General features: G+C 58.3%; 15 protein-coding genes. 1 reads left to right on the forward strand and 14 read right to left on the reverse strand.

Annotation, left to right across the window (positions count from 1 at the left end; all coding sequences use genetic code 11):
- Positions 1 to 53: 53 nt before the first annotated feature.
- On the reverse strand, positions 54 to 1,643 hold the full coding sequence (locus AC3B5A_RS03540; protein WP_489798901.1) for a bifunctional folylpolyglutamate synthase/dihydrofolate synthase: 1,590 nt from the start codon (positions 1,641 to 1,643) through the stop codon (positions 54 to 56).
- A 231-nt stretch (positions 1,644 to 1,874) separates the two neighbouring features.
- On the opposite strand from AC3B5A_RS03540, the gene AC3B5A_RS03545 reads away from it, so the two are divergent.
- The gene (locus tag AC3B5A_RS03545) at positions 1,875 to 3,449 is read left to right on the forward strand and encodes an aminopeptidase P family protein (protein WP_489798903.1); all 1,575 of its coding nucleotides are present in this window, start codon (positions 1,875 to 1,877) and stop codon (positions 3,447 to 3,449) included.
- A gap of 147 nt (positions 3,450 to 3,596) precedes the next feature.
- Here AC3B5A_RS03545 and AC3B5A_RS03550 read toward each other — a convergent pair whose 3' ends face one another.
- The 13 genes from AC3B5A_RS03550 to AC3B5A_RS03610 all read right to left on the reverse strand — a co-directional run bounded on the left by AC3B5A_RS03550 (position 3,597) and on the right by AC3B5A_RS03610 (position 19,894).
- Positions 3,597 to 4,211, reverse strand: coding sequence for a hypothetical protein (locus tag AC3B5A_RS03550; RefSeq protein WP_489798905.1), 615 nt, complete (start codon positions 4,209 to 4,211; stop codon positions 3,597 to 3,599).
- Positions 4,212 to 4,221: 10 nt separating this feature from the next.
- The gene (locus AC3B5A_RS03555; protein WP_489760424.1) at positions 4,222 to 4,818 is read right to left on the reverse strand and encodes a Panacea domain-containing protein; all 597 of its coding nucleotides are present in this window, start codon (positions 4,816 to 4,818) and stop codon (positions 4,222 to 4,224) included.
- Positions 4,819 to 5,065: 247 nt separating this feature from the next.
- Positions 5,066 to 6,430 (reverse strand): PFL family protein, encoded by a 1,365-nt coding sequence (locus AC3B5A_RS03560; protein WP_489798907.1) that lies wholly within the window; start codon positions 6,428 to 6,430, stop codon positions 5,066 to 5,068.
- Positions 6,431 to 6,448: 18 nt separating this feature from the next.
- Entirely contained in the window at positions 6,449 to 6,721 is a 273-nt protein-coding gene (locus AC3B5A_RS03565) for an ACT domain-containing protein (RefSeq protein WP_489760422.1), read from the reverse strand.
- A gap of 107 nt (positions 6,722 to 6,828) precedes the next feature.
- Positions 6,829 to 8,079 carry a galactokinase gene (galK, locus tag AC3B5A_RS03570; protein WP_489760421.1) on the reverse strand — a complete coding sequence of 417 codons (1,251 nt, stop codon included), beginning with the start codon at positions 8,077 to 8,079 and terminating at the stop codon, positions 6,829 to 6,831.
- Between the two features lie 104 nt (positions 8,080 to 8,183).
- Positions 8,184 to 9,494, reverse strand: a complete 1,311-nt coding sequence (gene galT / locus AC3B5A_RS03575) for a galactose-1-phosphate uridylyltransferase (protein ID WP_489798909.1) — start codon at positions 9,492 to 9,494, stop codon at positions 8,184 to 8,186.
- A 260-nt stretch (positions 9,495 to 9,754) separates the two neighbouring features.
- Positions 9,755 to 10,543 carry a DeoR/GlpR family DNA-binding transcription regulator gene (locus AC3B5A_RS03580; RefSeq protein ID WP_489760419.1) on the reverse strand — a complete coding sequence of 263 codons (789 nt, stop codon included), beginning with the start codon at positions 10,541 to 10,543 and terminating at the stop codon, positions 9,755 to 9,757.
- 148 nt (positions 10,544 to 10,691) lie between these two features.
- Positions 10,692 to 13,010, reverse strand: a complete 2,319-nt coding sequence (locus tag AC3B5A_RS03585) for a transglycosylase domain-containing protein (RefSeq protein ID WP_489798910.1) — start codon at positions 13,008 to 13,010, stop codon at positions 10,692 to 10,694.
- A gap of 505 nt (positions 13,011 to 13,515) precedes the next feature.
- Positions 13,516 to 14,235: a Crp/Fnr family transcriptional regulator gene (locus AC3B5A_RS03590; protein WP_489760417.1), complete on the reverse strand. Its 720-nt coding sequence runs from the start codon at positions 14,233 to 14,235 to the stop codon at positions 13,516 to 13,518.
- 91 nt (positions 14,236 to 14,326) lie between these two features.
- A complete protein-coding gene (locus AC3B5A_RS03595; protein WP_489798912.1) occupies positions 14,327 to 15,568 on the reverse strand; it encodes a lipoate--protein ligase family protein in 1,242 nt (413 codons plus the stop codon).
- Positions 15,546 to 16,220 carry a TM2 domain-containing protein gene (locus tag AC3B5A_RS03600; protein ID WP_489798914.1) on the reverse strand — a complete coding sequence of 225 codons (675 nt, stop codon included), beginning with the start codon at positions 16,218 to 16,220 and terminating at the stop codon, positions 15,546 to 15,548. The genes AC3B5A_RS03595 and AC3B5A_RS03600 overlap by 23 nt, the downstream gene beginning before the upstream one ends.
- 44 nt (positions 16,221 to 16,264) lie before the next feature.
- The gene (locus AC3B5A_RS03605; protein WP_489798915.1) at positions 16,265 to 17,299 is read right to left on the reverse strand and encodes a 3-isopropylmalate dehydrogenase; all 1,035 of its coding nucleotides are present in this window, start codon (positions 17,297 to 17,299) and stop codon (positions 16,265 to 16,267) included.
- Positions 17,300 to 17,461: 162 nt separating this feature from the next.
- Complete coding sequence (locus AC3B5A_RS03610) at positions 17,462 to 19,894, reverse strand: S9 family peptidase (protein WP_489798917.1); 2,433 nt, start codon at positions 19,892 to 19,894, stop codon at positions 17,462 to 17,464.
- Between the last annotated feature and the right edge of the window lie 2 nt (positions 19,895 to 19,896).

Below are 19,896 nucleotides of genomic sequence, written 5' to 3' on the forward strand. Positions count from 1 at the left end.
TTATGGCACCACCGTCGCCAGCACGCGCTCCTGTCAGTCACACACCAGCGCAATCAGCTCTCATCGGAAAAATCACCGAAGGTGGAGCCGAAAATCTGAGAAACGATGTCCCCATTATCGTCGTTCGCATCATCCTCAGATGCAGCCGCTGCCTCGCCATAATCTCCGCCGAAGTCTTCGGTACCGTCGAAACCATCCTCGCGAGCCACGTCTGCCGGTTCAGCGTCGAGCACACGCTCGCCCTTGGGCTTGGCCAGATTGGCGTCATGCCGCTCCTTGAGAAGTGTGCGAGCGTCTCCCGCAAGCACAAAGCTTCCGCAGATCAGCACGCCATGGCCGTACCCCACGCCCATTTCATCTTCGCTGTCCACCATGTCGACCGCGGTTTGGATGGCATCGGGCAGGTCGTCGACACGGGTCACGCGATCACGGCCGAAGACACGCACCGCCACTTCCTCAAGGTCTTCAGGCATCATGGCACGCTCGCGCCAGGAATTGCCGGTAACGATGATATGGCTCAGAATCGGCTCCAGCGTGCCCAGATACTCCTCCACCTGCTTGTCCTTCATCATGGAGACGACACCGACAAGCTGCTCGAAATCATAGTTTTCCTCGAGCGCCTGACGCAGCGATTCCGCAGCGTTCAGGTTGTGCCCGCCGTCAATGATGATGGTTGGCGACGTGCGCACCTGCTCAATGCGACCGGGAATCTTCACCCCGCCCAAAGCTTCGGCCACGACCTCCTGGCTCAATGCCCCGGCCACCGGTATCACCGCTTCGGCAGCTGCGAGCGCCGCGAGCGCGTTATGCGCCTGATGTTCGCCGAACTTCGCTACCGGAATATCCTCATACACCCCACCAGGCGTGCGCAGCGTGACCAGTTGCCCGCCTACGGCCGGCGCACGGGAGACGACCTCCATCTCCTCGCCGTCGCGCACCATGGTGGAATGGGCGGCCACCGCCGCATCTTCGAGAATGGGCATGACCGCTTCTTCGTGCGGCTGAGCACCGATGACAACGGTTGATTCCGGCTTGATGATCCCTGCCTTCTCGCGGGCTATCTGTTCAACGGTGTCGCCCAGCCACTGCGTATGGTCCAGGTCCACCGGCCCAATGACCGCCGCATCTGCGGTCAGCGCGTTGGTGGCATCGTACAGGCCGCCCATACCCACTTCAAAGACCGCCACATCGACTGGCGCATCAGCGAACTTCCATACGGCCATGGCGGTGAGTACGGCGAAGAAACTCATAGCCGGGGCGCCGTTGTTTTCCATCTGCCGGTCCACCAACGCCACAAAATCCTTGATTTGCAGCCACGCGTCAACAAAATCCTCGTCGCTCAGCTCGTGCCCGTCCACGCTGATGCGGTCGTTGATGCGTTCCAGGTGCGGAGAGGTGTACAAGCCGGTACGCATGCCGTAGGCCCGGCAGATGGACTCGGCCATACGCGCGGTTGACCCTTTGCCGTTGGTTCCGGTGACGTGGATGATGCGCATCGATTCCTCGGGATGTCCCAGCAGATCGAGCATCATGTTCATGCATTTGAGGTCGTGCACTTTGTCTATGTGCGAGGTGGGACGGTCCATGATCTCGCGTTCGACCTTGCGGATGGATGTGCTGGTGTTGGGATGTTCGAATGACATGGAACCTCTGCTCTCTCGCCCTAACCTCGTGCAAGCGGCGCATGCCGTGAAACAGGCCGCGAATACCGCCTCTCATTCTAAGATGTGGCTTGCCCATATCCCGCCTCTTGTTTCTTGCACGGTGAACGGTCAGCCAAGCACCACCTTGCAAGACGGTTCAAGGCAAAGCCTAGGATGGGAGCGTACATACGCTCGACTCCATACGTTGAGATTTGACTTTGAGGAGAGGCCATGAGCACTGTCATCACCGACAACGACAAGACATACGAGGCTAGGGAGGCTGCGGCGGCACCGCACAACCAAGCGTTGAGCGACCGGGTCAACAACCGTTCCCTACGTCCGAACTCCGACACGTTCCGAGAGTTCATGAAAACCGGCTGGGACAATCAGGAGCCCGCCATCGAGGCCTTGGAATCCAGCGCCTTTACCCCCGCGAGGCTCGAAGCGCTGAGCAAACATTTCCCCGGCGACCGTCTCGTTATTCCCGCCGGCACGCCCAAGGTGCGCAGCAACGACGACGACTATGCGTTCCGTCCCGACACGTCGTTCTCCTATTACACCGGACTTGGCCAGGACTACGAGGCCGGCGCCGTGCTCGTGCTGGAACCGAACAGCTCGGCGAGCGGCGAGTCCGGGCACACGCCGGAACTGTTCGTCGCCCCCCGCGCAGACAACAGCACCGAAGCCTACTATAAGGATGCGCACTACGGCGAGTACTGGGTGGGTCCTCGCGCCGGCCTTGTCGAGCTCAACGCCATGACCGGCATCGAAACGCATGACATTGCCGACCTGCACGACGTGCTGAGCCAAGGTGTCTCACAGCAAGAAGGCAAGGCCACCAGGCTGCGCGTTATTCGCGAAGCCGATCCCGCCATCACCGCGCAGGTCGACGCCATTCGCACCGATGCAGGGTTGGACATGCAAGAAGGTGAGCGTCTTGACGACACCTTCCACGAGTTCGCCGCCGAAGCACGTATGATCAAGGATTCATATGAGATCGGCGAGATGCGCAAGGCCGTTGATGCCACCAAGGAAGGCTTCGACCGCATACTCACCCGCCTGCCGCAGGCCATGGGCAAGCCGCGCTCTGAACGCATGCTGGAAGGTGAGTTCACTGCCGTGGCACGCGAGCGGGGCAATACGGTGGGATACGACACCATCGTGGCTTCCGGAGCGCACGCACCGGTGCTGCACTGGATGCGCAACACCGGAACCGTGAGCAAAGGCGAGCTGCTGCTCATCGACGCCGGTGTGGAAGTGGACAGCCTGTACACCGCCGACATCACCCGCACCTTCCCTGTGGGAGGCAAGTTCACCGACTTGCAGAAGAAGCTCTACCAGGCAGTGCTCGATTCGCAACAGGCAGGCTTTGAGGCCGCACAGCCGGGTGCCACCTATTCCGACATTCACCATGCCTGCATGCGCGTCATCGCCGAGCGTCTGCACGAGTGGGGCATCCTCAAGGCCGACGTGGAGGAGTCACTCTCCCCCGAAGGCCAGCAGCACCGCCGGTGGATCGCCTGCGGCGTGGCACACCACTTGGGGTTGGATGTGCACGACTGCGCACAAGCACGCTACGAGTCCTACCAGGGGGCAGCCATCGAACCCGGTATGATCTTCACCATCGAGCCGGGCCTGTACTTTGCGCAAAACGATCTGATGCTGCCCGAGGAGCTGCGCGGCATCGGCATCCGCATCGAAGACGACGTGCTCATGACCGAGCACGGCCCCGAATGGATCTCCGCCGGCATCCCCAAGCAGATCGACGAGGTCGAAGCCTGGATGGCCGAACGCGCCCAAGCGTGACATCGTAACGTCGTCATGTTCTATGGTTGTGCCGCCAAACAACACCATTTGGCGGCACAACAGCGCGTACGCCAAAACGCCTGACAACCGCTCACTTCCCTGTTGCGCCAAACAGAACTTATCCTCTCGTTCCTTGCATGTCTGCAATTACCGCACAGGAATCATCTTGCGCATGGCATCTCGTATTTCCCGACTCTGCACCTGCTCACACCACTGTTGCGGTGTCACAACCGTTACCCACACGGCATCGACCGTATGGCACACCATGGCTTTATCGTAAGTCACACATACGCGAGCACATTGGCCGGACTCGTACCTCGCCATGCGCGCACACTGCATCACTTCACCATCCTCATGGTCGAGTGGGGGTTCGCAATAGGTTTTCGAACGAGGTACGGCATGGTTGCCGCCGGTCTTCGCGCACACGATAACAATAAGATTCACTATGCTCTGCGCCTGCCCGGCATCCCAGCCGAGCCCACGCTCTTCCTCATTAGCGGCATCACGGTCTTGCATCGCCTTGAACAGCACCGTCTCCATGATATGCACGCCGCTCCATACCTCCACACTGCCGACACCCTCATACGGGGTCAGCAGTGTGGCAAACAATGCGAATACGTCACGCTGCCGCTTATCCGAACGCCGCACCGCAATGAAAAAATCCTCCACATCAAATCCGGCACCCAATTGCTCCGCCACCGTAAGCCACACATTAACGTCTGGAGTAACAACATATGTCTTTGGAAATTCCAGCTGCCTCATGCAGAATTCCCTACTGCTTGTTCAGATACGTTTGTGCAAAACGTTCCGCTTGCGCAATACTGTCCCCAAATTTACCTATCATATCTGCAGGCAAACGGTAGGTTCCCGAAGTCTCATCGTGCCGTCCACTGTTTTGCTCAACATAATTCTCAATACGCTGCTGATACTGTGGCCAGGCATCTGAGAACTCCTGCCATGGTATAACGCTGAAATTATTATTTTCATCGCGATATTGTTTCCATGGTCCTACTTCGTGCGTCAATTGCACTAACTGTCCTGATGTCAACGGCGCACAAAGGCTCCATACACGCGCGATTGCATCAAGCTGAGCATCTGGCAGCTGGCGTACTTGAGTTTTCGGTTCCGATATTGAGTCTCTACTCCCCCCATACAGGTTGAGCACCGGCTTTGTGACCGGTCCATATTGAAACGCATAAACCGGCTCTTGATACATTTGGGCACCATGCGTGAACCCATACATGCTTTGCGTCAGCGTGACCATCTTTTGCAGCGGCAGCACGGAAATATCATGCTCGGCATTGTTCGCCATGCTGATAAGCCATGCAGCAACGTCCACGCTACCTGTCTCAGACTCAACATGCTTCATCTTGACTCATTTCGCTCATCACAACATATCAACCATTACCCAACACACAACCGCACAACCACTGCCACATCACGGTCATGAAATTCAGCTTACCATATGTCCAGCTTTACCTTCACCACCTGCGCACAACCACGACAGTAAGAACCAGACACATAGCATCCATCCTTATACAGCCACATACAACTGACTGACATCCGAAACATTCCCGGATATATCCCAGCTGACGAACGCTATGCGCTCACAGCATTCAGTTCTTGAAACTGTGGATGGGGGCGGGGATGCGGCCGGTGCGGGAGACGAACGCCTCACACGAGGTCTGGTTGACCGGCATAATGGGCGCATAGCCCATCAACCCGCCAAAGTTGGCCATTTCTCCTACGCCCTTGCCATACACCGGAATGATGCGCACAGCAGTGGTCTTCTGATTGACCATGCCGATGGCCGCCTCATCGGCGATGATGCCGGAAATGGTAGAAGCCTGCGTATCCCCGGGGATGGCGATCATGTCAAGCCCCACCGAGCAGACGCAGGTCATGGCTTCCAACTTCTCAATGGTCAGGCAGCCCGAACTAGCGGCCGCGATTATATTGCGATCCTCTGAAACGGGAATGAACGCACCGGAAAGTCCTCCCACGTACGAGGAGGCCATAATCCCGCCCTTCTTCACCTGATCGTTGAGCAGTGCGAGCGCCGCCGTAGTACCGGGAGCACCGGCTTGGGCCAACCCCATCTTTTCCAGCACTTCTCCTACCGAATCCCCCACTGCCGGTGTGGGCGCCAGAGACAGATCGATGATGCCGAACGGCACACCCAGACGTCGCGAAGCCTCTTGCGCCACCAACTGGCCGGCGCGCGTAATCTTGAACGCCGTGCGTTTTATGGTCTCGCACAAGGTTTCAAAGTCCTTGCCTTGCGCACTGTCGAGTGCGCGGGAAACCACACCCGGGCCGGAAACACCGACGTTGATGACGGCATCCCCCTCACTGACCCCGTGGAATCCTCCGGCCATGAACGGGTTGTCGTCCGGGGCGTTGCAGAAGGCCACGAACTTGACGCAACCGTAGCTGTCGTTGTCGCGCGTGCGGTAGGCGGTGTCTTTGACCACCTGACCGAGCATGGCCACCGCATCCATGTCGATGCCGGTTTTGGTGGAGCCGACGTTCACTGACGAGCAGACAATGTCGGTTTCGCTCAGTGCCTGCGGCAACGATTCGATGAGCAGACGGTCAGCTTGAGTCATCGACTTGTTCACCAAGGCGGTATAGCCACCGATGAGATCCACGCCTACGGTCTTGGCGGCACGATCCAGCGCATGGGCCAACTGCACAAAATCTTCCGGAGTATGGCAGCAACTGGAACCTACCAGGGATATGGGGGTGACGGTGATGCGTTTGTTGACAATGGGAATACCGTAGTCGCGACTGATGGACTCTCCGGTTTCCACCAAGTCCCGAGCACGCTCGGTGATCTTGAGATATATGTTATCCGCCGTCTCCTCCACGCTCGAGCTGGCACAATCCAGCAGGGAAATGCCCATGGTGATGGTGCGAACGTCGAGCTTTTCCTGCTCGATCATCTGGTTGGTCTCATCGACCTCAGCTATATTAATCATGACGCGATCCCCTTAAGCTCACACGCGATGCATGGATGTGAAAATCTCTTCACGCTGGCAATGAATGCTCACGCCGATCTGCACGCCCAGCTCTTCAAGGCCGGTCACCAGATCGCTGAACTTCTCGCTGGAACCTGAGGTGTCGGCAATCATCATCATGGAGAAAAACCCGTCGGTGATGGTCTGTGAGATGTCAAGCACGTTGACGTGCGCCTGCGCCAGATACGTGCATACGCGCGCGATAATGCCCACGGTATCTTTGCCCACGACGGTGATGATGGCTTTATTCATATCTGCTCCTTGCAGCGGGCGACCCGGCGGCTCGCGGAAATCTTCCTCAAGTATACGAGAAGGCGCGGGAATATACTCCCGCGCCTCCAACCTGTGAACACGACTGACTAGTCGATTCTCTGTGCCGAATCACAAGCCACAGCGGCGAGAGCACGGGGCTCATGGAAGTCAAGCCGCTCAAACTCGTCGGCGATGCTTTGCGCCACCTCACGGCTGCGCCCCTTGTCCACCAAAGCGATGATGGAACCACCGAACCCGCCTCCGGTCATACGTGCGCCGTACGCGCCGTGGGCACGCGCCACACTGACCGCAGTGTCAAGCTCAGGAACCGTGACCTCATAGTCCGCGGCCAGAGAATCGTGCGACGCGTTGAACAGCGCACCGGCGGTCTGGATGTCACCTTTGCCGAACGCGTCGATGAACTGCCCTACGCGCCCAATCTCGGTGATAACGTGGCGCACACGTTTTTTCATGGTCTCATCCTCAAGCCGGGCAAGTACTTGAGCCAACGCCGCCTCACTGTCTTCGGCAGCAGCAACCTCGTCGGCCACTTGGCGAAGGTTCTTCACACCGAGCAGTTCGGCGGCACGCTCGCAGGTACTACGCCGATTGGCGTACTGCCCATCGTTGAGCTGATGCGGCGCTTGGGTGTCTACCACCAACAGCTCCAATCCCAAAGCGTCAAGGTCGAACTTCTCTTGGGAGACGCTGTCCAATGCGCTGAGCTCCGGTCGGCAATCCAGACGCAGCGCATGCCCCGGCGTGCAGCGCATGGATGCGTTCTGATCAAGCCCGCCGGTGGAGGCTCCTGCCATGTCGTTCTCAGCCTTCATGGCCGCTTCGATAAGAGTGACACGGCCTTCGTCGCTACCGCCCAGCCCCAGCGCAAACACATCGTCGAGCGCAAGCGCCACCGAGCAGGTCATTGCCGCCGACGAGCTCAAGCCGGAACCGACCGGCACACAGGAGACGACAGCCGCGTCGAAACCACGCACACGGTCATATCCAGCTTGACGCAGCGCCCAAGCCACGCCGAGCGGGTAGGCCGCCCAACCAGTGACGTCACCGGCATTCAGCCCGGTCAGATCACGGGTGACCACGTCGTCGGGGGCGATGCCGGAGACGATGCGGGCAGTGGTGTCGTCACGTGGACTCAGCGCGATGAAGGTACGGTGCGGCAGGGCGATGGGCAGGCACAGGCCGGCGTTGTAGTCGGTATGTTCGCCAATCAGGTTCACACGCCCCGGGGCAGCCCATACTCCTTCGGGGGTGCCGTCGAACGTGGTGGAGAACAGCGCGCGTGCTTGGGCGGCGCCGTCGCTGTTGCCAATAGCATCGATGAATTGAATAGCGGTCATTGCTATATCTTCTTTCTGTTTCATTTGGTTGGTTGAGATGGAAAGCATAATCGTTGCCAAATCGCACTTTGGCAGACGTGGCCGGCCATAGTGCAGGTTGACGCTCATCGACCGTCGTCTTGGATGTCGACTGGGCCGAGTTCGCGGAATCTGCCGGCGATGAGTTCGGGAGTCGTGTCCGAAACCCATGCCGCCATGCCCGACTCGGAACCTGCCAAGTACTTGATTTTGTTGGCAGCTCTGCGGAAGGAGAAGAATTGGAGGTTGAGCCGGTAATGACTGCGACGCGGATCCTTCACCGGCGCCTGATGCCAAGCGGCAATGTAGGGCAAGTCCATGCCTTTGCCGTCGCCGGTATCAAAGAATGCGTTGCCGCGCTTGAGCAGCGTGGAGTACATCTGTGCCAAGTCCCAGCGCTCCTGGTCGTTCAGCTCGTCCAAGGTCAGCACGTCACGCACTGGGGCCACATGCACCTCTAGAGGCCAACGGCCGGCGGCCGGAACGTAGGCCACCCAGCTGGAGTTGCGCATCACGATCCGCTCCTGCGCTTCGATTTCGGCGTTCATGATGTCGCGCAGCAGGTTAGAGCCATGCTGGTTGAAGTATTGTTCGGTGTGGCGCAGCTCGGTCTCCATTTTCGGCGGCATGTAGGGATAGCAGTACACCTGGCCGTGCGGGTGAGCGAGCGAGACACCGATTTCTTTGCCATGGTTCTCAAAGGGAAATATCTGCTCTATGCCTTCCATATGGCTGATTTCCGCAGTACGGAAAGCCCATGCTTCCACCACGGTGCGCAGCCGCGAAATCGGCAGGTCGGCAGGCAGACCGTTCTCGTCAGGATCGAAGCAGATCACCTCGCAACGGCCTGCGGCAGGCTTGGTCTGCCACAGCTCATTGCCGTTCACAAAACCCGCGGTACGGCTCTCTCCAGGCACTTGCACCATGGAGGGGAACCTGTTTTCGAACACCACCACGTCGTAGTCGCTGTCGGGCACCTCCCCGTCCTGGTAGGGGTCGCCCGGTTTGCGGGCGGCAAGCGGATTGCCTTTCGGTGCGGCTTTTGCCGGACGTGCGTTTCCGGAGGTGCCGTCAGCACCGTCCGCCCCCGACCCTTCACCAACGGTAATCGGACGGTTCATACGGGCGGTGGCCATGGGTATCCAGTCACCGGTCAGAGGATCCCGCCTCATCTGCGGGGCAGCATAGGGCACAAGTTCGCCGTCAGGCCCCAGCTGCGGTGCAAACCGGTCGGCCAACGGGCGCGGATCATGCAGCTCTCGGGTCTTGGCACCGCTGACGTACTCGGGGTTATCATCCATGTAGAAGAAGTCTCGACCGTCGGCAAGCGTGGTGCCGGTGATGCGGATATGCTCTGTTGCATAGTCTCCTGGACGGTAATGTGCAAATGTAGTCATGATGTGCCAGTCCCCTTGTACTGCAAGTTTCTTGTGTTAGTGTCTTCGGTATTCCTGCGCCGCCTGTACAAGCAGCACATTGATGAATGGACGGATGGAAGTATGAGCGGCGATGCTGGGAGTCGGTGAAATGTTCGATTGTGTGATGTTTTGGCCGGTTCGGTTCAGATTTTCGCCTCGATGTGCAGGTTTCGCGTCAACCTCTATGCGTATCAGGCAAACGGTTTCCCGCATCCGAACCGAACGAGCGAACGCGATCCCTATCCCGCTTGATGCGTGAGCACCAGCTCGCCTCGCACCAAATCACGTGTTTGCGCCGCCGAATCGGCGTCGAGTCCGTCGTCGGTGATGAGCGTGTCCACTTGGTCGAACCGCGCAAAAAGCGACAGTGATGTGCAACTCCACTTGGTGTGATCGGTAAGAATGATGGTCTTGTCGGCAATGTCCATCATGGCCATATCGGTAGCCGCCTCCAATGAGTTGGGCATAAGGAAGCCACGCGGGATCGAAACCGAGTGAGTCCCCAGGAACACGGTGTTGACTCGCAAGGATTGAATCACCTTGTCTGCGATGGGACCCACCAGCGAGTTTGAACGTGTGGTCACACCGCCGGTCACGATGACTTCCACATCCTTCGACTCGAGCGCCTGCACCAGTTCAGCCACGGGGATGGAATTGGTGAGCACAGTGATGCCGCTCGCCTGCTGGGATTCCAGCAGATGCTGAGCGAAAACGTAGGCCGTGGTGCCGCCCGCGATGGCGATAACATCCCCCGGAGAAACATACTTTACCGCCTCTTTGGCGATGGCGTCTTTCAGACCGATGTCCATCTGCGACTTGACCGAGAACAGCGGCTCACTGAGCAGAGCGCTGGTGGTTACCGCCCCACCGTGCACACGCTTGAGCAAGCCTTTGTCTGCCAGTTCCGCGATGTCTCGGCGAACCGTCATGGCAGAGACACCAAGCTCTTTGGAAAGCGCGGTGATGCGTACGGCGCCGCGGGTGCGCAGTCGGCTGAGAATCACATGTTGTCGCTGTGAGGATATCATTCGAACATTATCGCACAAATAGATGCAAAAACGCAACTTGACTGAGCGTTTTCTATCTCTTCATACGTAATATCACATACAACAAAGCCCGCCTGGCAGCGTACGGCAACTCGCCAAACGCTTGCCAGACGGGCAAACACACCTTATCTTATTGCTGCGGTTGTTGCGGTTGCGCCTGCGGTGCCGGAGCCGTATCCCCTTGGTTTGCAGGCGGCGCCTGATCCGTCTGCGGCGATTGGGTATTGCGTTGCAACGCACCACGATTTTGCATGGACTCCTGCTGCGTACGCCCTGTTTGGGGAATGCCCGACTGCGATCCCCCAGCCGTCTGACCACCGGTATATTGCGGATCGGGCGTGCCGTAATCATTGTCAATCGGAATATTGGCCTGGGCCAAGTAGTTGTTCATGAACTCTTTCCAAGCCGGCGTGGCAATGAGCATACCGAACCATGTGCCGTAATGCTTGCCGTTGATGGTCTTGTTCGTGAACGTCTCCTGCTTTTCGGCATTGCCCACGGCCACGAACGACGCCACCTGCGGCACAAACCCTCCGGTAAGCATGTACGTATTCTCATTCGTTCCGGTTTTGGCGAACGTTTTGCGCCCACCGTCCAGCTGCGTGGTCGAAGCCTCGCCGCCCGGTTGCACCACGCCTTGGTTCAGCGCATAGGCGGTGGTCTGCGCCACTCCTTCCGGAATGGCTTGGTGGCAGTTGGCGCTCGGCACCTTAATGCTCTTGTTCTCCTTGTTCACCACTTTCTTCATGGCGATCGGTGTGCACTCCACACCTTTTGCCGCAATGGTGGCATACACATTGGCCATGGTCAGCGGGGACGCCTGCACGGAACCGATGGTCATAGGAGCGTTCAGGGAATTTGCGGAATACACATCCTCATGCCCCAACGGCGAGTTGTGGTACCCCATCACTTTGGCAGTGTCTGCCACCGAGCACAAACCTATCTGTGCGGTCATTGCGGCCTGAGTGGTGTTGTGGGAGCGCACCAAGCCTTGCAGAGGGGTCTCTGGGTTAACCGTGCCGCCCTCGGAGTTATGCACCGACCAAGGCACCCTGCCGGTATAGCGGTCACAGTCAAACGAATTCTTGGCATAGAACGTAGAGGTTTTCAACGGTTCGTTGATCGACTTGCCATTGAGCATCCACGCCGCCAAGTTGATGGGCTTCCACGTGGAACCGATCTGCCAACCGAGACCTCCGCCGTCTTTCTGATCGACCGCATAGTTGACTGCAGTACGCGTCGGATCGGTCTTGGCGGCATCCGTAGCGTCGTACGTACGATTCGATCCGAAGCCGAGCACCTCGCCGGTACCGGGTTTGATGGCAGCTATGGAAACCTCAAAACCGCTGGGATCATTGGGCGGTATGGTATCGCGAGCCGCTTGCATGGCCGAAGAATTGGCGTGCACGTCCATGGTGGTGTAAATGTCGAGACCACCCTCGTTCAGCAGTTTTTTACGGTCCAGCTCGGTTTTGCCGAACTCTTCGGAGTTGAGAATCTGCTTGGTAACGTAGTCGCAGAAGAACGCGGCATCGCCGGCCGCCTGGCATCCCACCATCAGCGAGCTATCCTGCAGATTGAGCATGTCCTTGAGCGGCACCTTGACCGCATCGTCATGTTGTTGCTGCGTGATGTAGTTTTCCCTGAGCATCAGATCAAGCACGATGTCGCGCTGTTTTTGCGATTCCTCCAGGTTTTCGGGCACACTGGGATCGTACTTTGCCGGATTCTTGGTGATGGCCGCGATAGTGGCCGCCTGCCCGATATTCAAGTCAGCGGCCGATACGTTAAAGTACCGTTTGGCCGCAGCCTCCACACCATAGAGGTTATTGCTGCCGAACTGGGCGATATTGAGATAGCCTTGCAAAATCTCGGCTTTGGAATACTGCTTCTCCAATTGCATGGCAATGAGCATCTCGCGTATCTTACGTGCGATGGTGTCCTCGCTGGCATGGTATTCGGCGATAGGGTCGCCGTCCTCATGAGCCTTGGTCATGAGCATGTTCTTGACATACTGCTGCGTGAGCGACGATCCGCCCTGCGTGTCACCCTTCTTGATGAACGTTTGCACGAAGGCGCGCAGCACACCCTGCACATCCACGCCGGAATGCTTGAAGAACCGCCTGTCCTCGCGGGCCACCGCGGCCTGCTGCATGGGCTTGGAGATCTTGCGCAACGGCACCACGGTGCGGTTTTGCGCATAGAACGATGCGATCACCGTCTGCCCGTCCGAAGCGTACATCCGGGAGCGCTGCGGCAAACTCGCCACATCAAAATCAATGCCTTCAACCTTGAGCGAAGGCGACATGGCACGAGCCATATTATTGACCCCGAACACCGCCGGCGCAAAGAAGACACCTCCGACCACGCCTCCGCCAATGCATAGCATGACATAAGCTAGCAGCAAGGCGAACACACGGCGCACGGTCAAATTATTCTTCTTAGGCATGTGCCCATTCTAAGGTATCGTCTCTACTGAGCGCCGACCCGCAGCGCGTTACCTTCCAGCACTTCACAAAGCTTAGAAAACACTGAAAACACGCCAAAAATAAGCTCACAGATAAGTACTTTATCAGCCCTGATTTCGGGTGCGATAGCGGTACGAACGTAATGGAATCATGGTGCAACCGCGATGCAATCCTAACGGCAGGCGCATGCGTTGCCCCGACATCGCGGAAGAATCCACCCACAAACAAACGAAACGTACCCATATGCCGCCAGCCATACCAAGAATTCGTACAACACGGTCAATGCGGTACCACTCATCGGTCGAAATTCACCCGCGCACTGCGACATCTTCGATACGACATATAAAACCCCACAGCCGCTATTGAAAAGCGACTGCGGGGATTCAAATTGAGTACGAACGACAGCTTAGCAACCAACTGAGGGAACGGCAGCTCAGCAACTCAACGAAGCAGGCAACACGAACGACAACTCAGTGGTTCAACAACTTAGCGACGCGAACGGCGAATCAGCATACCCGGCTGGTAGATGATGATGGAACGTCCCTCGCGAGTAATCCAACCGCGATCGGAGAAGTCCATAAGAGCCTTGTTCACCGTCTCGCGAGACGAGCCAACCAACTGCGCCAGCTCCTCCTGCGTCAGGTCGTGAGGAACCTTGACTCCGGCCTCGACCGGCTCACCGAAACGGGTGGCCAGGTCCAGAAGAGTCTTGGCCAAGCGGGCCGGCACATCCATGAACACCAGGTCGGAGATACGCTCGTTGTTGGCACGCATGCGTTTGGCCATCACCTGCAGCATGTTGACAGCCACAAACGGGTACTTATGCAGCCAGTTGAACAGGGTCTCGCGTTCCAGCCAGCCCACCTGTGTGCCGTTTGACATGGCCACAGCCGAAGCAGTGCGCGGCCCTCCGTCGGGATCGAACACGGGAATCTCACCCAAAATCTCACCGCGGGAATGAATGCTCAGCAACTGCACACGCCGGTCGGTGCCGGCACGGGTGAGCTTGACCCTCCCCTTCTGCAGCAGGTACATACGCACGTCGGTGGCACCCTCACGGAAGATGTACTCCCCCTTTTGGAATTCCGCATAGTTCATGTACGGCAGGAGTTCCTCAGCCTCTTCCGGCGGAACATGCTTAAACAGAGCCGTTTGCAATAGCTCGCTTCCACCTTCAGCGATTCCACTCGGCTTGACCGCAACCACTACACACCTCCAAAAAATAATCACACTAATCTCAAGTACGTATTGCTGTTTGCAACTTCTGTATCTTAAATCAGCCTTGATTTCTAGGACATTATATCGCGCTACCAGCATAAGAAACAAGCTGAGCGCGTATTTCATCACGACTGAGAGCGGTTTGCGAACGCAATGGATCCACTCTGCTGTGCGCTGACCTCACTGCTTTGTCGCTCATTTTTTCCGCGGAAACATTGAGCAAAGCACCCATCAGCTCGGTATCGGCACCCCACGAAAGCATGGTGTGATGAAGCACGGCTCCAGGTTGTTCACCATGTGAAGCAAATCGGCGTTGCGCAGCGCCGCCGACCTTGCCGCGCGGCGAGACAATGTCGTTCATGCCCCCGAAGCCTACGCTCAATCCCAAACTGCGCAAAGCGTCGAGAGCCCACTGGTCGCACAGTCGGTAAGAATGCGCCACGTCAAGACCGGACACGAAGGAAAGCGGGGCATAGAGCGAGTAGACGATAATATCGGGCGGATTGGCCACCATCACCCCTCCTCCGGTGGAGCGGCGCACCACTTGGAAACCGGCTTGCTCAGCCTCACGCTCATGTACCTCGTCGGCCACGGACTGATATCGCCCTACAATCACGGCAGGGCTGGACAGTTGCCAGAATCGCACAGTGGCAGGCATCTGCCCTGCTGCCACCCGTTGCGCCAGTTCCACATCGAGGTCCACCTGCTCCTGTGGCCCGCGTGGTTTGTCAAGCAATATGCGGGGCGCCAACGCATGCCATCGATCGCGATATTGTGTTGCATCCCCATCTCCGGCTGAGGACGCAGCAGCAGAGGCGCCGGCAGTTGCCGACACATCAGCCACGGCAGCATCATGAAGAGAACGTGCATCTCCTTGCACATCGGAACGTACATGCACAGGCATATCGGTATCGGCAGCTCCAGGCGCACTATTCATATGCCCAACACCGCTGCCACCGGCATCACCCGCATCACCGCCGCTATCGCGAGCCTTATCCACTGCTCGCCGGAACGCCGTACGCACCGCTTGTGCGTCGGTGCCAATCAGCCGTGCTTGCGGATGGGCGGCAATCACATCGTCCAGGTTCCTGCCCTGCACCAGAGCTTCTGCCATGTCATGCAAGAGTTCCTGTGCAGCGCTGTCTCCCCCGTCAATGAAAAAGTCGCCGTCCAGCGAGACCCCACGCACGTTGCTTTCAGCGTCCATATCAACGGTGACCGCCACCAGTTTACCGCCTACGGTCTTGTATTCTCCGCGATACGCCACGGCACCGTCTGCGCTGGGATCCAATACGCCGCTAATCGTTGAGCTCCAATCCATATGCGTCTCTATGCCAAGGTGAGCCGTACTGCGAGCTGAGAATCAGCACACCTTCCACCAGACCCCAAATAAACGAGACCACCGGACCGATGAACAGCACCATCCAACCCAACAGGGTGAGCAGCAGTTGCGCCAACGCACGCTCGTTGTGCCCCAAATAGAAGTTGTGCGCACCAAATATGCCAAGGAAAATACCCAACAGCCCAGCTACAATTTTGCTTTTAGGACGGCGAACATATTGCGGAGCCATATAAGGGGCTGAAGGCCCATATGGCTGACCTCCGTACGGCTGATTTGCAAAGGGCTGACCACCATTCGGCTGGGCGGCATACTGCTGATCTGCAAAAGGCTGCCCGCCAGCGTAATACTGGCCTCCGTACGGTTGGCCACCATAAGGCGCACCGTCATACGCCTGTTGATTCTGGTACGGCTGGCCGGCAAAAGATTGATTTGCATCAGCCTGTCCCGCATACGGCTGCGACTGTGCAGTTCCGGTCTGCCATCCTTCATTGCCATTCTGGCCGTCGCCAAAGGCTGAGACAGCGCCGCCATTGGTGCCGCCTCCCTGCCCTTGCCGCGAGGAATCCGACGAGTCTTGCTGACTGTGCCTCTGCTCCTCTTGGCCGACCTGCGATTCATCTGGTGTAGTCATAATGTAAGACTGTAGTACAAGTTCAGCCCTGAAACGCAATGTGGCTATAGTCGCGCCATGATGTCGCGCCCCACCTCTTGCGTACTGCGGCTTGCACCAGCGTGTTGTTCGATATCGGCCTCAACGGCCTGCTCGATACGACCTGCCGGCTCGTCCAATCCCAACTGGCGCAGCAGCATTGCCGTGGAGAGCACTGCCGCCGTGGGATTGGCGATGCCTTTGCCGGCGATATCGGGCGCAGAACCGTGAATGGGCTCGAACATGGAGGGGAATTCACCACTGGCATTGATGCAGCCGGAGGCGGAATAACCAACGCCACCCACCACAGCTCCAGCCTCATCGGTGAGAATGTCACCGAAGAGGTTGTCGGTAAGAATCACGTCGAAGCGCGAAGGGTTACTCACTAAGAAGATGGTGGCCGCATCCACATGCTGGTAGTCGTGCGTGACTTCGGGGTATTCCTTGCTGACCTTGTCCACGATGCGCTGCCACATGTCCCCGGCGTTGACGAGCACATTCTTCTTGTGCACGAGCGTGACGTGACGGCGGCGCTTCATGGCCAGCTCAAAAGCGTATCTCACTACGCGTTCCACACCATATGCCGTGTTGATCGACACCTCCGTGGCAACCTCCTGTGCAGTGTCGCGCCGCACGGCACCACCCGCACCGCAGTACAGCCCTTCCGTCCCCTCGCGAACCACCACAAAGTCAATCTTGCCGGGATGTGCCAGAGGAGAAACGACCCCAGGGTAGAGTTTGGTGGGACGAAGGTTGACGTACTGGTCGAGAGCGAAACGCATCTTGAGCAGCAGACCTCGCTCCAGCACGCCGGCCTTGACGCGCGGGTCGCCGATGGCGCCCAGCAGAATGGCATCAGCTTGCTTGAGCCGTTCCAAATCCTCATCGGGAAGAATGGCGCCGTCACGCAAGTAGCGGTCAGCGCCCAAGTCGAATTGATCGTAATGGAAGTCGGCCGCGCCATCCACGGCCCGTTCCATGACCTGTTGGGCCACCGGTGTGATCTCCTTGCCGATGCCGTCGCCAGGAATTACTGCAATGTTATACGTCGCTTTGCTCATGGCACGAGACTACCCAGGCCCGGCTCCGCGTCTCACCGTCAAGTCCGCATGGTGGACATCACCGTGAGACAGGGAAGCGCAAATCCAATGCCATCCTCGCTACTCAGGCTTTATTACAGTGTTCCGGACACGTGCCAGTTGACTTGCTCGTTAACTCGCAAGCTATTGGTCAATACCCATCACGTCGAGGCACCACGCGTTCTCTTCGCTCACCTCACGCCACTGCTCGTAGCGGCCGGAGACTCCGCCATGCCCTGCTTCCACCTGCACTTTGATGAGTGCATCCACACCTTGGGATTGCAGGCGTGCCACCCATTTGAGCGGCTCGACATACAACACGCGCGTGTCGTTGATCGAAGTAGTGGCGAAAATCTTGGGGAAGACCGGAGCATGCGAACCGGTCGGAGAGTCCTGCGAAACGCTACGCAACTCACCTGCACCATCAGCGCCCACACCCGACCCGTCAGCGCTATCGTCCCCATCAACGCCCCACGGCCCGAACGGCGCATTCTCATACGGGGAATACGAACGCATATAGTCATACACGTCGCGATCATGCAGCGGGTCTCCCCATTCGTCCCATTCGGTAACGGTAAGTGGCAACGAGGGGTCAAGAATCGAGGTGAGCGCGTCCACAAAGGGCACATCCGCTTCCACTCCCGCATAGCATTCCGGAGCCATGTTGGCGATGGCACCCATCAGCAGGCCTCCGGCCGATCCTCCGTTGGCCACCGTGCGCGCAGGGTCGGCAAGCCCTTGGCTTTGCAATGCGCGCGTAGCATCCACAAAATCCTCGAACGTATGCTTCTTGTTCAGTCGCCGCCCCTGCTCGTACCACGCACGACCCATTTCTCCACCACCACGGGTGTGCACCACGGCATAGAGCACACCGCGATCGAGCATGCTTAACCGCCCTACGGCAAACCCGGGATCCGAATTGAGCTCGTAGGCGCCGTACCCGGTGATGAACATCGGCGCCGCAGTCGGGTCGCCGCCAGCAAAGCAGTCCGGTCGCCATACCAGAGACACCGGCACCTGTTCGCCGTCGCGAGCCTTGACCCACAGACGGCGCTCACGGTAACGGCTCGCATCAAAATCGCCAAGTACCTGCGCCTGCTTGAGCAGCACATCGCGGCCAGATGCAACATCGATCTCATGCAGTTCCCCAGGAGTGGTGTAGCTGGCAAAGGAGTAGCGAAGACGCGGTGCATTGTAGGACGGGTTGCCACCGGCACCTACTGCATAAAGGCGCTGCTCTTCGTCGTCACTGCCGCACAACAGCTCACGGAACCGCCAAGGACGACCGGCAGCAAAGTCCTCTGCAGCCTGGTCTTTGGTCATCACCGCCACATGCGGCAGCCCATCGGCCTGGTAGGCCAGCATCACGAAATGCCGGTGCATGGCGATGCCTTCGATTCCCAGACCTCGAGCGCCTTGCAACGTCTCCGGATTGGCGGGGTTGCAGTACGGCTCCCCTGCTCGCTTGGCGCTTGCCCCGGCTTCCAGGTCGTCTCCGCACTCACAGCCGTAGGGCGAACCTTGGGCTATCACTGTTCCCTCGCCGAGAGTGAAGGGCGGCTGGTGGCGGCGCATATCCACCACATCGACTTCGAAGTTCGGGTTGTGTGCGTTGTGGTACACCAAGGCCAGCGGTATATCGGTCCCGCCGTCGCCGGCACCTTCGAACTGGGCAAAACTTACGTCGTACTCCACACCTTCCTGGCGCGCGATGAACACGTTGAATTCACCTTCCGGCTCGTTCACAGGCAGGAGCAGCACCTCGCTGGTGGTCTTCGAACTGGTGGAGATGATGACGTTGTTCTCGTCGAAGCTCAAGCCGACGCCCACCCAGAACCGTTCGTCGGTTTCTCGGAACACCTCCACGTCATTCTCCACATTGTCCCCTACCCGGTGGCGAGCAACGGCGTAGGGCCTCCAGGCTTCGTCAAGCACCATGGAGAACACCCATGCACCGTCCGGAGTCAGGCAGGCTCCGCCCACTCCTTCCAGCACTTCGGGCAGATCCCGGCCGGTGGCGAGATCTCGTATGCGATAGTCATAGCGTTCATTGCCGGTCGTGTCGACGCCGTAGAGCATCCATCGTCCGTCCCGGCTCAGGTCGAGCCCACCGAGTCGGTAGAAATCGTGGCCAGCCGCTTCCGCGTTGGTGTCGAACACGACTTCTTCGCCGTCCATCGCCCCTGGTTCATCGTGCGGATCGACCTTCGGCGGATCCCAATCGTCGGGTCCCGAAATGGGGATGCGGCATTGCACGCCGTATTGCAGACCTTGCCGCGTGCGGGAGAAATACCAGTAGTCATCGATGCGTGTGGGCACCGACATGTCGGTCTCTTGCACTCTCGATTTCAGCTCGTCGAACAGAGTGTGCTTAAGCGTTGCCAAACCGGCTGTGCGTTCTTGGTAGTATTCGTTCTGCGCGGCGATATAGTGCCTCACGTCAACGCTGTCTTTGTCCCGCATCCACTCGTATGGGTCGTTGAACGTCTGACCATGTACCTCCCGCAGGCGCTCTATCCGCTTGGCTTGGGGAGGAGCAAGGCTGGGTGTCGTTGAACTGTTCTCGCACTCTGTCATGC

This window comes from Bifidobacterium sp. ESL1133, assembly GCF_058107325.1.